The sequence below is a fragment of the Chelatococcus composti genome (assembly GCF_014201415.1).
GTDB lineage: Bacteria > Pseudomonadota > Alphaproteobacteria > Rhizobiales > Beijerinckiaceae > Chelatococcus_A > Chelatococcus_A composti.
The window spans coordinates 579,453-592,834 of the sequence record NZ_JACHEH010000002.1 but is presented as its reverse complement, the minus strand read 5'-3'; the positions used below and the strand labels follow the sequence as shown (position 1 = coordinate 592,834).

Sequence of the window (13,382 nt, the reverse complement as noted above, 5' to 3'; positions counted from 1 at the left end):
CCATCGACCGGAGTTGAGCCATGGCCGTTCCGAAAAGAAAAACGTCGCGGATGAAGCGCGGCCACCGCCGCTCCGCCGACGCGCTGCAGCAGCCGACCTACATCGAGGACAAGGATTCCGGCGAGCTGCGTCGCCCGCACCACATCGATCTCAAGACCGGCATGTATCGCGGCCGGCAGGTGCTGAAGCCGCGCGCCGAGGCGTGATAGCGCCCCCTTGGGGGAATGCGGACGGAAGGGCCGGCTCTGCCGGCCCTTTTTTGTTGTCTGAGCGCCTCGGTGCGCTCCGAAAATGCCTTTCTTTACCGGTCCTTAACCCTTTTCCGGTCAAGCTGCACGCAAGCGTTTTCGCACACCGGTCCGGTCGCCGCCTCCGGTGCCGGACGCATCAAGCTCCCAGACAGGCAGGACCCGGCAGCCGATGGCAGACTGGACAGGCGCCGCTCGCCGTGCGGACCATTCGGCATCGCCCATGCCCGACGTCACCGCCGCGCCGCTCGATCCCCGCCGGCTGCTGACCTCGCTGGGCGAGGTGGTCTACGACTGGGATCTTGCCAGCGACAGGCTGACCTTCGGCAGCAACGGCGCGGAGGTCCTCGGCATTGACTGCCTCCACGCGGCCCCCACCGGAGGCGCTTTCGACAGGCTGATCGACGTTGCGTCAGGGCCCGGTCGTTGCGCCTTCTTCCGCACCGTGGCAGGCGAGGATGCCGGCGGCGGCGTGCCCTTCCGCCTTAATTACCGCCTTTGCATCGGCACCCGGCAACTCGCCGTCGAGGAGAGTGGACGCTGGTATGCGGGGCCGGACGGGCGGCCGGCGACTGTGCATGGCGTCATGCACGTCACGCGTCAGTCGGCGTCGGCCGCCATCACGCGCACGGACGGCTGGGCGGCCCTTTCCAGGTCCATCGGCGAGCTCTTCGCCGAGGACTGGGGCCGGCGAAGCCCGCTGACGCTGATCTTCCTCGCCATCGGCAATCTCGGTGCCATCAATGCGGCCCTCGGCTACGCGCGGGGTGACGCCGTCATCGAGGCGACCGCGCAGGTGCTGATGGGCCAGCTGCGGCAGGGCGACCTGCTCGTCCGCCATGGCAGCAACCGCTTCGCCCTCGTCATGCGCGGCTGCTCGGCCCAGCAGGCGACGGTTGCCGCCGCCCGCATCGCCGCCCTGGCGGCCTCGGCCGGCGGGGGCGGCATGCCCGTGCGCCTGCGCATGGGCGCGGCGACGGCGCCCCAGCACGCCGACGATGCCGAAACGCTGATGCGCAACGCCAACCTTGCCTTCGACGAGGCGCGGCGGCTGAACGGCAGCGGCTTCGTCTTCTACGGGCCCCAGCTGGCGGCCGGCGCCGCCTCGCGCCATCCCGCGACGGAGGGGCTCGACGTGCTCGCCGCCCTCGACCAGCGGCGGATTGTGCCCGCGCGGCAGGCCGTCGTCGATGCCGTGACACGGCAGCCCGCCTTCCATGAGGTGCTGCTGCGCGTGATGTTGCCCGACGGAAGCGAGGCCGGCGCGGCGCGCTTCGTGCCCGCCGCGGAGAAGGCGGGCCTGATCGAGGCCGTCGACCACCGCATGCTCGAGCTCGTCACCACCCGCATGGCGGCGGAGCCGGAGCTGCGGGTGGCCCTCAACATCTCGCCGCGCACGCTCGCAAGCCGCGGCTGGCTCGGCAGTCTCGCCTCCCGGCTCGGCGCCTGCCCCGGCGTCGCGGAGCGCCTCATCATCGAGATTACTGAAACGGCAGCGATCGAGGATCCCGCCGCCACGCGCGCCACACTCGACGCCATGAAGGCGCTCGGCGTCCTCATCGCCATCGACGATTTCGGCGCCGGGCACACGTCCTTCCGGCACCTGCGCAACTTCCCCGTCGACCTCGTCAAGATCGACGGCGCCTTCGTGCAGAACCTGGCACACTCGAGCGACGACCGCTTCTTCGTGCGGACGCTCGTCGACCTGGCGCAGCACCTCGGCATCGCCACGGTCGCCGAATGGGTCGAGAACGAGGATACCGCCCGCCTGCTCGCCCAGTGGGGCGTCGACTATCTGCAGGGCGAGCACATCGCGCCGGTGACGGCCTGGCCGGAGCCGGCCGCGCATCCGGTGGAACGCGCCATGACGGCGTAAGCGCCCGACAAAGCCCTTAGCGGCGCGCGGAATCGCTCATCCGGGCGCCGATCTCGTGCGCGCCCAGCAGGAGCAGGGCGAAGACGAAGGGCACCAGATAGTAGTAGAGGCGAAACAGCAGCAGCGCGCCGAGGACACCTTCGCGCGGCAGGCGCGACAGCGCGATGAGCATGGTTGCCTCGAAGACGCCGATGCCGCCCGGCGCGTGGCTGGCGATGCCGAGCATGCAGGCCGCGACATAGATGGCGAGGAAGGTCTCGTAGCTGAGGCCGTGCCCGCCTGGCAGGAGCACGAACAGCACGCCCGCGGCGGCGCAGACGTCTCCTGCTCCGAGCAGCATCTGCCCGAGCGAGAGGCGAAAGCCCGGCAGCTCCAGCCGCCAGCCCTGCACGCTGACGCTGCGCCGCTTGACGCCAACCCAGGTGAGATAGGCGACGAGGGAGGCCGCGAGGGCGATGCCCACCCCCTCGTTGAGCCGCACCACCGTGCCCGTCAGCGCCGCGACGGCGAGGCTCTCGCGAATAAGGCTCCAGGCGAGCACCGCGCTCATGCCGAGCCAGAAGGTGATGCCGGCGATCACGGTGAGGCCGACGATGGTCGGCGCCTTGATGCCATAGGGCGAGTAGATGCGGTAGCGCACGGCCCCGGAGGTGACGAGCGGAAAGCCGAGAGTGAAACTGACGGCATAGCTCGTGAAGGAAGCGAGGGCCGTGACGCGGTAGGCGATCCTGCGTCCAAGCTGGCGCAGGGCGAGAGCGTCATATCCCGTCAGCAGGAGATAGCTGACGCAGGTGAAAAGGATGGCGAGCGCGATCTGCCGGACGCTGGCAGCCGCGAAGGCCTTCTGGAGCTCTGCGAGGCTGATCTCGCCGACGATGCGCCACAGCACGACCATCGAGGCGAGGAAGAGGGCGACGCTGACGACGGTGCCGATGAGGGAGAGCCTGCGACGGGTGTCGCCGGTGACCTCGACGGGCGGGCTTGCCGGAACCGGCGGGGGCGCATGGTCGGCCCCGGCTGCCGGCTGAACGGCGCCGGCACGTTCCCGGCCACCGTCGGCGGCACCCGCGTCGCGCTCTCCTGCCTCCATGCTGCGGCCGCGTCCCATCCCGTTTCACACGTGCGGGGCGGCCTCCGCGAGGCGTCGCACCCTGCCCGGTTATGGGGGCAGGGTGCAGCGAGCGCAAGGCGCAGCGCGGGGAAATCGACAACCGTGCCAACACCCGTTCCGCAGACGCAGGGATGCCGAACGCGCGATCCGCGCGTCAGAGGCCTGGCGCCGGATGCCGGGCGACCTGGCGGGCCCCGCTTTGTCGGTGTCTGAGGTCCAGCGCCGGCCGCTCTACGAGGTGCCACGAGACGAAGCCGGCAGTCAGCGCCAGCGGCGTCGCCATGAGCGATATCGCCGTCGGGCCGGTTTCCGGGCCGAAGCTCCAGATCAGCAGCTGCTGCAGGGGGAAGGCGAAGAGATAGGTGCCGTAGGAGACGTCGCCGACCCGCTGCCGCACGTCGAAGGGCGCGGGGCGCACCAGGGCGAGGTAGATGACAAGGTAGGGCAGGACAAGAAGGTAGACGAGCTGCGCCCCCGGCCGGTTGGCGAAGGCATAAAGCAGGATGAGGCAGGCCACGGCGAGGCCGCCGCTGACCGGGACGGTGGAGCGGTGCACCCACAAGGCCGCGCCGAGCACGAAGACGAGGCCGTAGCGCAGCACCGGAAAGAGGGGGGCACCGGCCCACAGCTCGCTGCCCATGTTCGACCATGACAGGCCCCACGTCTCGCTGCCCCAGAGCACGAGGCACGCCATCACGACCACGAGCAGCAGCACGCCCCGGCGCGACAAAAGCCCGCAGACCAGGGCAACCGGCAGGAGCAGATAGAACCCGCATTCGAGCGCCAGGGTCCAGATCGAGCCGTTGACCCCGGTATGGGGCAGCTCCGTGAAGACGCCGGGCAGGTTGAACGACACGCCGAAGACGAAGATGTTGCGCGCGTACTGGAGCGTCGCCGGATGGAGCAGGTAGTCGACGAGGGGCAGGCTCGTCACCAGCGGCCCGAGAAAGAAGATGGCGAACACGGTCACAAGGGCGAGTGCCGGCACGATGCGCAGGACGCGGTTGACCAGATACTGGCTGGGGGTGTGCCTGGTTACCGAACGCGCCACCAGGAAGCCGCTGATGGCGAAGAAGATCGCCACGCCCAGGCCCCCGCCGGTGTCGTAGCCGCCCGTCAGCCAGTGGAAGGGCTCCCCGGCCGTGCCGGTGAGTGTGTAGCTGTGGCTCCAGAGCACCAGCAGCGCAGCGACGAGGCGCAGGAGGTCGAAGTTGTTGGCCCGCGTCTCGAATGCTTCCCGTATTGTCATTGCAAGATCCGATCCGTTGCCGTTCCCGCCTGGCGGGAGCACCCTCAAAACGTGACCAGAGAAATATGATCAACCCAGGCGTGCATCGCGTTGCGTGCTGAGAGCCGCGCGTCGCACTTGCTGCAGCAATTGCCCCGGATCAGGCAGAGGCCGCTCGGCTATGCAGCCTTCCGCGACATGGCCGCCGTCCTCGTCGCCATGGCGGCGGCAGGACTCGTCCTTGCCTGGAACAGGCGGAGCCAGGCCTGATCAGCGGCCGGCATCCGCCCCGAACAGGCCGATGTCGCGCAGGAGAAAGCCGGCGAGGTCGCGGGTCATGTACTCGATGTGGGAGGCCGTGACCTCTTCCTGCTCGTGCAGTTCCCGGAAGGGGTCGGGCGTCTTCGGCAGCACCAGCACCGTCGTCATGCCGAGCCGGTGTGGTTCGGCGAGATTCTTGGCGAGATCCTCGAACATCGCGGCGCGCGAGGCGTCGATGCCGTGGCGGGCGAGAAAACTCGCATAGGTCGCCGGCTCAGGCTTGGGCACGAAGCCGGCATCGGCGATGTCGAAGATGTCCTCGAAATGGGCGCCGATGCCGAGCCGCTCCGCCACGGCCTCGGCATGGCCGCGCGAGCCATTGGTCAGGATCAGCTTGCGTCCGGGCAGGGCGCCGATGGCGGCCGCAAGGTCCGGATCGGGGGCAAGCAGCGAGTAATCGATGCTGTGGGCGAAATCGAGGAAGTCCCGCGGGTCGATACCCTGCTCCACCATGAGGCCGCGCAGGGTCGTGCCGTAGCGGTGGTAGTAGTACTTCTGCAGGGCGCGCGCTGAGAGGCCGTCCATGCCGAAGAAATCACACACAAAGAGCGTGATGCGCTCGTCCACCTGTGGCCAGAGCTGCGCCTCGTGCGGGTAGAGCGTGTTGTCGAGATCAAAGATCCAGGTATCGACATGCGCGAAGCCGCGACGAACCTTCTCCGCCGCAGCCGGCACCGTGTCGATCATCTTCATCAGCAGTCTCTCCCGCATGATGGGAGGGAGGAAATGGTGTGTCGCTACCACAATTGCAAGCGGCCGCACCGCGGCTGTCAATGCGGGACGGATGAGGAGAAGACGTTGATGACCACCACCCCCGCGAGGATGAGGCCGATGCCGACGAGCGCCGGCAGGTCAAGCCCCTGGCGAAAGGCGACGGCGCCCACGAGCGAGATGAGCACGATGCCGATGCCGCTCCAGATGGCATAGGCGATGCCTACGGGGATGGTGCGCAGTGTCAACGACAGGCAGTAGAAGGCGACGCCGTAGCCGATGACGGTGACGAGGGCGGGCAGCGGCCGGGTGAAGCTTTCGGACGCCTTCAGCGCCGACGTGGCGATGACCTCGCCGACGATGGCGATGAGAAGATAGAGATAGCCCGTCGCCATGTCTGCCGTGCCTCGCCCTGAGGCGGGCCGCCCGCCGCCCTTCAGCGACGGATCAGCGTGCCCGCACCGTGGTCCGTATAGAGCTCGAGCAGCACCGCGTGGGGCACCTTGCCGTCGAGGATGACGACGCCCTCGACGCCCTGCTCCAGCGCGTAGATGCAGGTCTCGACCTTCGGGATCATGCCGCCGGTGATCGTACCGTCGGCGATGAGGCGGCGGCAGTCCTCCACCGTGAGCTCGGGCAGCAGGTTCTTGTCCTTGTCGAGAACCCCCGGCACGTCGGTGAGGAGAAGGAGACGTTTGGCCCGCATGGCCCCGGCGATGGCGCCGGCGAAGGTGTCGGCGTTGACGTTGTAGGTCGCCCCGTCGTGACCGACAGCCACGGGCGCGAGCACGGGGATGAGATCGGCCTTGAGCACCGCATCGAGCACCGAGCGGTCGACCTTCTCCGGCTCGCCGACAAAGCCGAGATCGACAACTTTCTCGATGTTCGAATCGGGATCGACCACGGTGCGCGTCACCTTGCGGGCCACGACCATGTTGCCGTCCTTGCCGCACAGGCCGATCGCCTTGCCACCCTCGGCCGAGATGGTGCCGACGATCTGCTTGTTTATGGCGCCGGCCAGAACCATCTCGACGATGTCGACCGTGGCTTTGTCCGTGATCCGCAGGCCGGCCGCAAACTCCGACTTGATGCCGAGCTTCTCCAGCATGCGGCCGATCTGCGGGCCACCGCCGTGCACGACGATCGGCTTGACGCCGGACTGCTCGAGCAGCACCACGTCCTCGGCGAAATCCTCCGCCGCCGCGGCATCCCCCATGGCGTGACCGCCGTATTTGATGACCACGATCTCCTGATCGTAGCGCTGCATGTGCGGCAGGGCCTGCACCAGCGTCTCGGCCTGGGTGTGCACGTCGGGTAGATCGGGAAGGTGGCTCATGTCGTGTCGCGGTGCAGTTGAGGGAGCGGTTGCGTCGCGAGGGCGTCTTTTAGCAGGGCGGAAGGCGGCTGTCGCCCCCGCTCCGCTGCTCCCCGCGACAGTGGACCCATGCGTTTACAGACGGCTCGAGACGAGCCCGGACGTGCCGATCGCCGCCCAGCCGAGCATCACGAGGACGCCGCCGGTCGGGGCCGCCATCGGGAACAGGCCGTGTTCGACGAGGGCCCGCAGCGTCAGGTCGCCCGTGAAGAGGAAGACACCCGCGGCGAGCACCCAGCCGCCGATTCGCATCAGCCCCCGGTGCGCTATCCAGGCGTTGAGCACCGCCGGCAGGGCGACCAGCAGCACCGCATGGACCAGCAGGAAGCTCGCTGCCGTCGCCAGCGGCCCGGTGCCGGTGATATGCGCCGCCGCGGCGGCTGCAGCCACGCCCCAGAAGCCAAAGAGCCCGCCGAGGAAAACGAAGAATCGGTCGCTCATGCCGCCCCCCTGTCTGCCCCGCACCGCGCCCTAGAGGGCGCCGCGCTCGCCCATCAGCCGCGCCACCGCCTCGCGCAACGCACCTATGCCCTCGCCCGTGCGGCTCGACGTCGGCAGGACGACCGGGAAGGCCGCCGAACGCTTCTCGAGCGCGCCAGCCGTCGCGGCCACCCTCTTGTCGCGCTCCGCCCGCGACAGGGCGTCGGCCTTCGTCAGCACGATCTGGTAGGACACTGCCGCCTTGTCGAGGAGGTCGAGAACGCCGGCATCGATTGGCTTGATGCCGTGCCGGGCGTCGATGAGCACGTAGACGCGGGCGAGATTGGCACGCCCGCGCAGATAGGCGTGGATGAGGTCGGTCCATGCGGCGACCTTCTCCTTGCCGACGGCCGCGTAGCCGTAGCCCGGCATGTCGACCAGCGTCAGCCGGCGCGGGCCTCCGTCGTCCGGGCCGATGCGGAAGAAGTTCAGCTCCTGCGTGCGGCCGGGCGTGTTGGAGGTCCGGGCCAGGGCCTTGCGGCCCGTCAGGGCGTTGACGAGACTCGACTTGCCCACATTGGAGCGCCCCGCGAAGGCGATCTCGAGCCCCTCCATGGGGGGCAGGCCGCCGATGGTGGCGGTCGCCCACACGAAGCCGGCCTCACCCGCGAACAGCTTGCGGCCGATCTCGGCGTAGTCGGTGACGTTGTCGGTTGCCTCGTTCATCATCCGAGGCTTAGGACGACATCTCGCTCGCTGCAAGGCTCGCGGTCGCCCCCGCGAACGAGAGCGGGGCGGCGTGTGATTTTTGCCGCGTCGAAAGGCCAACGCCGGTGGGGCCCCGGCGAGCGATGACAGGAGGCCCGAAACGACAGCGCCCGGCCGGAGCCGGGCGCGATCTTTTTGGGCACCTCTGCCGCCGGTCAGGCCTTGGCGCGGGAGAACGTGTTGCGCAGGTTGCCCCACAGCTCAATCTTGACGCCGTTCCTGCGCATGATGAAGCCCTGCTGCAGCACCGAGAGCAGGTTGTTCCACGACCAGTAGATGACGAGGCCGGCCGGGAACGACGCCAGCATGAAGGTGAAGATCACCGGCATCCAGGCGAACATGGTCTTCTGCACCGGATCGGTCGGCTCCGGGTTCATCTTCATCTGCACGAACATCGTCAGACCCATGATGATCGGCCAGACGCCAACCATCAGGAAATGGCCGATGACGGGCACCTGCGACGGATCCCACGGGATGAGCCCGAAGAGGTTGAAGATCGTCGTCGGATCCGGCGCGGCAAGGTCCTTGATCCAGCCGAAGAAGGGCGCGTGCCGCATCTCGATGGTGACGAAAAGCACCTTGTAGAGCGCGAAGAAGACCGGGATCTGGATGAGGATGGGCAGGCAGCCGGCGAGCGGATTGATCTTCTCCTTCTTGTAGAGCTCCATCAGCGCCTGCTGCTGCTTCACGCGGTCATCCGCATAGCGCTCGCGGATGGCCATCATCTCCGGCTGCACCGCCTTCATCTTCGCCATCGACACGTAGGAGCGATTGGCGAGCGGGAAGAAAACGGCCTTGATGATGACGGTGACGAGCAGGATCGCCACGCCGAAGTTGCCGAACAGCTTGAAGAAGAAGTCGATCACCATGAACAGGGGCTTGGTGATGAAGTAGAACCAGCCCCAGTCGATGAGCAGGTCGAACCGCTTGATGCCGAGCGCCTTCTCGTAGCCGTCGATGGCTGCGACCTCCTTGGCGCCGGCGAAGAGGTGCGTCGTCACCTCGGTCGTGGCGCCCGGCGCGACGGTGTGCGCGCCGCCCAGGATGTCGGACTGGAAGCGCGGGCCGCGCGCCCCCGGAGAGACCGAGAAGCGCCCGTCATAGGGCTTGTCCTGGCTCGGGATGACGGCAGTCGCCCAGTACTTGTCGGTGATGCCGACGAAGCCGCCGGTCACGCCCCTGTAGATCTGGCCGCGCGTGTCGCCGACGAGGATCGGGTCCTTCTCGAGGCCGGAGTAGGAGACCTCCTTGAGGCCGTCGTCACCGAGCACACCGATGAGACCCTCGTGCAGGATGTAGAAGCCCTGCGTGTGCGGCACACCGTGGCGCGAGACGAGGCCGAAGGGATGCAGCGTTACCGGCGCGCCGCCGGTGTTCTCCACGCTGTCCTTCACCGTGAACATCGCGTTGTCGTCCACGGAGATCTGGCGCCGGAAGATCAGGCCCTCGCCGTTGTCATAGGTCAGCGTCACGGGCTCGGACGGGGTCAGGCGCTCGCGGTCCGCCGTCCACAGGGTGGTGGCGTCGGGCACCTTCACAGTCGTTCCCGTGCCGGTCACCCAGCCGAACTCGGCATAGTAGGGGTGCGGGCTTCCGGCCGGCGACAGCAGGACAATGTTCGGGCTGCGCGGGTCGACCGTCTCGTGATAGGCCTTGAGCGAAACGTCGTCGATGCGCGCGCCGCGCAGCGACAGCGAGCCGGCGATCTTCGGCGTGTCGATGATGACGCGGGGCGTCTGGGCGAGCGCCTCCTCGCGCGTCATCGCGGCAGCCGGAGCTGCCCCCGCCGTTGGCGCCGCCGTGCCGCCACTTTCGGTCGGAGCGGGCACTGCAGAGCCGGCCTCGCCCTGCTGCAGGCTTTGCTGCTGCGCCTCGCGGCGCTGCTGCTCCATCTGCGGAACGCCATAGAAATAGTTCCAGCCGATCAGGACGATGACGGACAGGACGATGGCGAAGAGCAGGTTCTTGTTATCGCCGGTCATGGACGATCCGTTTCAGTTCCGGGGGAAGGAGCCGCGGCCAACGCCGACTGCGCCCGGACGCGCTTGGCGCCGGGCGTCGTGGAGGTGGTCTTTTCCGCCAGTGCCGCGAGAGCCCGGCCGAGATCTTCGACAAGGGCAGGAAAGGGCGCCGTCAGCGCCTCGCGCCGTGCCACGACGACGAAATCGATGTCGGCCTGCGGCCAGCGGGGCGCCAGCGCGCCGAGCGCCGCCCGCAGGCGGCGCCGGATGCGGTTGCGCTCGACGGCGCCACCGATCTTCTTGGTGACGGTCAGACCGAAGCGCGGCCCCGGAGGGACAGCAGCCCCCTGGGGCGTGCGGCGCAACAGGGCCTGGACGCTCATGCGGCTCGTGTGAAAGCGCCGGCCACCCGCCGCCGCCTTGAATTCGGCGCGCTTGCGCAGGCGGGGCAGGCGCCCGCGCCGCTGCCCGCCTGCCGGAGCGCCCTGCATGGCATCGCCGAGGGGCGGCCTCAGGCCGACAGACGCTTGCGGCCGCGCGCGCGACGCGCAGCGATCACCTTGCGCCCGCCCTTGGTCGCCATCCGCGCGCGGAAGCCGTGGCGGCGCTTGCGCACGAGCTTGCTCGGTTGGTAGGTCCTCTTCACGGCCTCATCTCCGATCGTGGGCACCGTCGATCCGGCGGGACCGCCCGGTGCCGCGTGCCGTCACGCGGCACTTCTGCTGCTTGTTCTTTGACGTTGGTTGCCGCAAGGCGACGAGGGACGTCGCAGAACGACAAGCGGCGCCCCGACGAGCGCCGCCCAACCTGCGCGGCTTATGGCGGATGGAGCAGGGAAAGTCAATGCGCAGACGCGCCACATCGACCTGCCGGCCGCCCCTCGCCGCCCCGCATCACGAGGCGGTGACGCGCCCCTCGGCAGGCTGGCCGGGCCGGCCATCTTCCGGCAAGTTGCACCGGGCCGGCGCGCGGCACCGCGCCGGCCGCCAAGGCAAGAGAATCGGGAAACGCAGGGAAGCGCCATGAGGGCGGACGGGGATGGGGGCTCGGAGCAAGGCCCGCAGGCGCGGCACCCGGTGCGGCGCTTCCTGCCGCTCGCCGTCATCCTCGCCGGCATGGCGCTCGCCCTCGCCTTCGGCCTCCACCGCTACCTCACCTTCGAGCAGCTGCTGGCGCGCCGTGTCGAGCTCAGGCACTATGTTGACGGCAACCTCGCAGCCTCGCTGGTGCTCTACATCTTGGGCTATGCGCTCGTCGTCGCCCTGTCCCTGCCCGGCGGGCTCGTGCTCACCATCTTCGGCGGCTTCCTCTTCGGCTGGCTGATTGGCGGGCTCGCCGCGCTCGTCGCCGCCACCACGGGCGCGTTCATCGTCTTCCTCGCGGCGCGCACCTCGTTCGGCGAGGCGCCGGCAGTGAAGGCCGGCCCCTTCCTGCAGCGGCTCTCCGCCGGTTTCCGCCGCGACGCCGTGGCCTACATGCTCTTTCTGCGGCTGGTGCCGGTCTTTCCCTTCTGGCTCGTCAACATCGCGCCTGCCCTTCTCGGCGTGCCTTTCGCCACCTATGCGCTGACGACGGTGATCGGCATCGTGCCCGGCACCTTCGCCTTCGCCTTCGCGGGGGCCGGCCTCGACGGCGCTATCGCGGCCCAGCAGGAAGCCTATGACGCCTGCATCGCGGCGGCACGGGAGGCCTGCACGCTGACACTCAGCAAGAAGACGCTGATCAACAAGCACATCTTCATCGCGGTCGCCGCGCTCGGCTTCGTCGCCCTCCTGCCGCCGCTGATGCGCCGGCTGTTCGCGCGCCGCCTCCAGGGCCTCGACAAGGGAAGCGACAAGGGGCTCGACGCGAATGGCCCTGTCCCGTAACCCTCGTCCGGAGACAACCGGGGAGTGTGCCGTGACGGAGACCTTGCGTCCGGACCTGTGCATCGTTGGCGCCGGCTCGGCCGGCCTGTCCGTCGCAGCCGCAGCCGCCGCCCTCGGCGTGCCTGTGGTGCTGATCGAGCGCGGGCAGATGGGCGGCGACTGCCTCAACGCCGGCTGCGTGCCGTCGAAGGCCCTGATCGCCGCCGCCCGCCGCGCCCACGACATTCGCCAGGCCGCCGACTTCGGCCTCGGCGCGCCCGAGCCGCAGGTCAACTACGCCCGGGTGCGCGAGCATGTACGTTCCGTCATCGGCGCCATCGCGCCCAACGATTCGCAGGCGCGCTTCACCGCCCTCGGCGCGCGCGTGGTGCGGGCAAGTGCCCGCTTCGTCGCACGCGACACGCTGGAGGCCGGCAATGTCATCGTGAAGGCACGCCGCTTCGTGCTCGCCACGGGCTCGCGTCCCGCGGTGCCGGACATTCCCGGCCTCGACACCGTGCCCTTTCTCACCAACGAGACGGTCTTCGACCTGACGCGGCGGCCGGAGCATCTCGTCGTCCTCGGCGGCGGGCCTGTCGGCCTCGAGCTGGCACAGGCCCACCGGCGCCTCGGCACGCCCGTCACCGTGATCGAGGCCGGGCGCGCCCTCGGCCACGAGGATCCCGAGCTCGCCGCCCATGTCCTTGCCGCGCTCGCGCGCGATGGCGTCGTCGTCCGCGAGGGCGCGACGGTCAGAGAGGTCGCCGGCGAGGAAGGCGACATCCGCCTCGTGGTCGAGAACCGCGGCAGCCGCACGGAGCTGAAGGCGAGCCACCTCCTGGTCGCCACCGGCCGCCGGCCGGTGACGGACGGGCTCGAGCTCGCGGCGGCCGGCATCGCCCATGACGAGCACGGCATCACGGTGGACCAGCACCTGCGCACCACGAACCGCCGCGTCTATGCCATCGGCGACTGCGCCGGGCCGGCGGCGGGCGGCCGCCGGTTCACACACGTGGCAAGCTATCACGCCGGGCTCGTGATCCGCAGCGCCCTCTTCCGCCTGCGGCCGCGCGTCGACATGCGCGCCATGCCGCGCGTCATCTTCACCGATCCTGAACTCGCCGTCGTCGGCATGACGGAGGAGGAGGCGCGGGCGGACGGCACCCGCATCACCGTGCTGCGCTGGCCGCTGGCCGAGAACGACCGCGCCCAGGCGGAACGGCGCACGGAGGGCGAGATCAAGGTGATCCTCGGTCGTGGCGGGCGCATCCTCGGCTGCGGCATCGTCGCGGCCGGCGCCGGTGAGCTCATCACGCCCTGGACGCTGGCCATCGCCCACGACCTGAAGATCCGCGATCTCGCCGAGCTTACCGTGCCCTATCCCACCCTCTCCGAAATCTCGCGGCGCGTCGCCATGTCATATTATGCGCCGAGCGCCGCAAGGCCGATGGTCAGGCGGCTCATCGGCCTTCTGCGCCGGTTCGGCTGAACGGGCGGGAAGCCGGGAAGGCTGGGC

14 protein-coding genes are annotated in these 13,382 nt (G+C 69.1%); 4 read left to right on the top strand and 10 right to left on the bottom strand.

The window, feature by feature from the left end; all coding sequences use genetic code 11:
• Nucleotides 1-20: 20 nt before the first annotated feature.
• Entirely contained in the window at nt 21-206 is a 186-nt protein-coding gene (rpmF, locus tag HNQ73_RS06060) for a 50S ribosomal protein L32 (protein WP_183333239.1), read from the top strand.
• A 265-nt stretch (nt 207-471) separates the two neighbouring features.
• On the top strand, nt 472-2,124 hold the full coding sequence (locus HNQ73_RS06055; RefSeq protein ID WP_183333237.1) for a bifunctional diguanylate cyclase/phosphodiesterase: 1,653 nt from the start codon (nt 472-474) through the stop codon (nt 2,122-2,124).
• Between the two features lie 16 nt (nt 2,125-2,140).
• On the opposite strand, the gene HNQ73_RS06050 is transcribed toward HNQ73_RS06055, so the two are convergent.
• From HNQ73_RS06050 to rpmH, 10 genes are all read right to left on the bottom strand, one after another.
• The gene (locus tag HNQ73_RS06050; protein ID WP_183333235.1) at nt 2,141-3,214 is read right to left on the bottom strand and encodes a lysylphosphatidylglycerol synthase domain-containing protein; all 1,074 of its coding nucleotides are present in this window, start codon (nt 3,212-3,214) and stop codon (nt 2,141-2,143) included.
• 175 nt (nt 3,215-3,389) lie between these two features.
• Nucleotides 3,390-4,484 (bottom strand): acyltransferase family protein, encoded by a 1,095-nt coding sequence (locus HNQ73_RS06045; RefSeq protein ID WP_183333233.1) that lies wholly within the window; start codon nt 4,482-4,484, stop codon nt 3,390-3,392.
• Nucleotides 4,485-4,733: 249 nt separating this feature from the next.
• Entirely contained in the window at nt 4,734-5,477 is a 744-nt protein-coding gene (locus tag HNQ73_RS06040; protein WP_183333231.1) for a pyrimidine 5'-nucleotidase, read from the bottom strand.
• A gap of 77 nt (nt 5,478-5,554) precedes the next feature.
• Nucleotides 5,555-5,890, bottom strand: a complete 336-nt coding sequence (locus HNQ73_RS06035; RefSeq protein WP_183333229.1) for a DMT family transporter — start codon at nt 5,888-5,890, stop codon at nt 5,555-5,557.
• Nucleotides 5,891-5,931: 41 nt separating this feature from the next.
• Entirely contained in the window at nt 5,932-6,831 is a 900-nt protein-coding gene (gene argB, locus HNQ73_RS06030; protein ID WP_183333227.1) for an acetylglutamate kinase, read from the bottom strand.
• A 114-nt stretch (nt 6,832-6,945) separates the two neighbouring features.
• Nucleotides 6,946-7,311, bottom strand: a complete 366-nt coding sequence (locus tag HNQ73_RS06025; RefSeq protein ID WP_183333225.1) for a DUF423 domain-containing protein — start codon at nt 7,309-7,311, stop codon at nt 6,946-6,948.
• 30 nt (nt 7,312-7,341) lie between these two features.
• On the bottom strand, nt 7,342-8,016 hold the full coding sequence (gene yihA, locus HNQ73_RS06020) for a ribosome biogenesis GTP-binding protein YihA/YsxC (RefSeq protein WP_183333361.1): 675 nt from the start codon (nt 8,014-8,016) through the stop codon (nt 7,342-7,344).
• A gap of 197 nt (nt 8,017-8,213) precedes the next feature.
• Nucleotides 8,214-10,040, bottom strand: coding sequence for a membrane protein insertase YidC (gene yidC / locus HNQ73_RS06015; protein ID WP_183333223.1), 1,827 nt, complete (start codon nt 10,038-10,040; stop codon nt 8,214-8,216).
• Nucleotides 10,037-10,510: a ribonuclease P protein component gene (gene rnpA / locus HNQ73_RS06010; RefSeq protein ID WP_183333221.1), complete on the bottom strand. Its 474-nt coding sequence runs from the start codon at nt 10,508-10,510 to the stop codon at nt 10,037-10,039. The genes yidC and rnpA overlap by 4 nt, the downstream gene beginning before the upstream one ends.
• A 20-nt stretch (nt 10,511-10,530) precedes the next feature.
• The gene (gene rpmH / locus HNQ73_RS06005; RefSeq protein WP_055459595.1) at nt 10,531-10,665 is read right to left on the bottom strand and encodes a 50S ribosomal protein L34; all 135 of its coding nucleotides are present in this window, start codon (nt 10,663-10,665) and stop codon (nt 10,531-10,533) included.
• A gap of 376 nt (nt 10,666-11,041) precedes the next feature.
• On the opposite strand from rpmH, the gene HNQ73_RS06000 reads away from it, so the two are divergent.
• Both HNQ73_RS06000 and HNQ73_RS05995 read left to right on the top strand, forming a co-directional pair.
• Nucleotides 11,042-11,887: a TVP38/TMEM64 family protein gene (locus HNQ73_RS06000; RefSeq protein ID WP_183333219.1), complete on the top strand. Its 846-nt coding sequence runs from the start codon at nt 11,042-11,044 to the stop codon at nt 11,885-11,887.
• A gap of 31 nt (nt 11,888-11,918) precedes the next feature.
• Nucleotides 11,919-13,355 carry a dihydrolipoyl dehydrogenase family protein gene (locus HNQ73_RS05995; RefSeq protein ID WP_244649918.1) on the top strand — a complete coding sequence of 479 codons (1,437 nt, stop codon included), beginning with the start codon at nt 11,919-11,921 and terminating at the stop codon, nt 13,353-13,355.
• Nucleotides 13,356-13,382 lie beyond the last annotated feature (27 nt).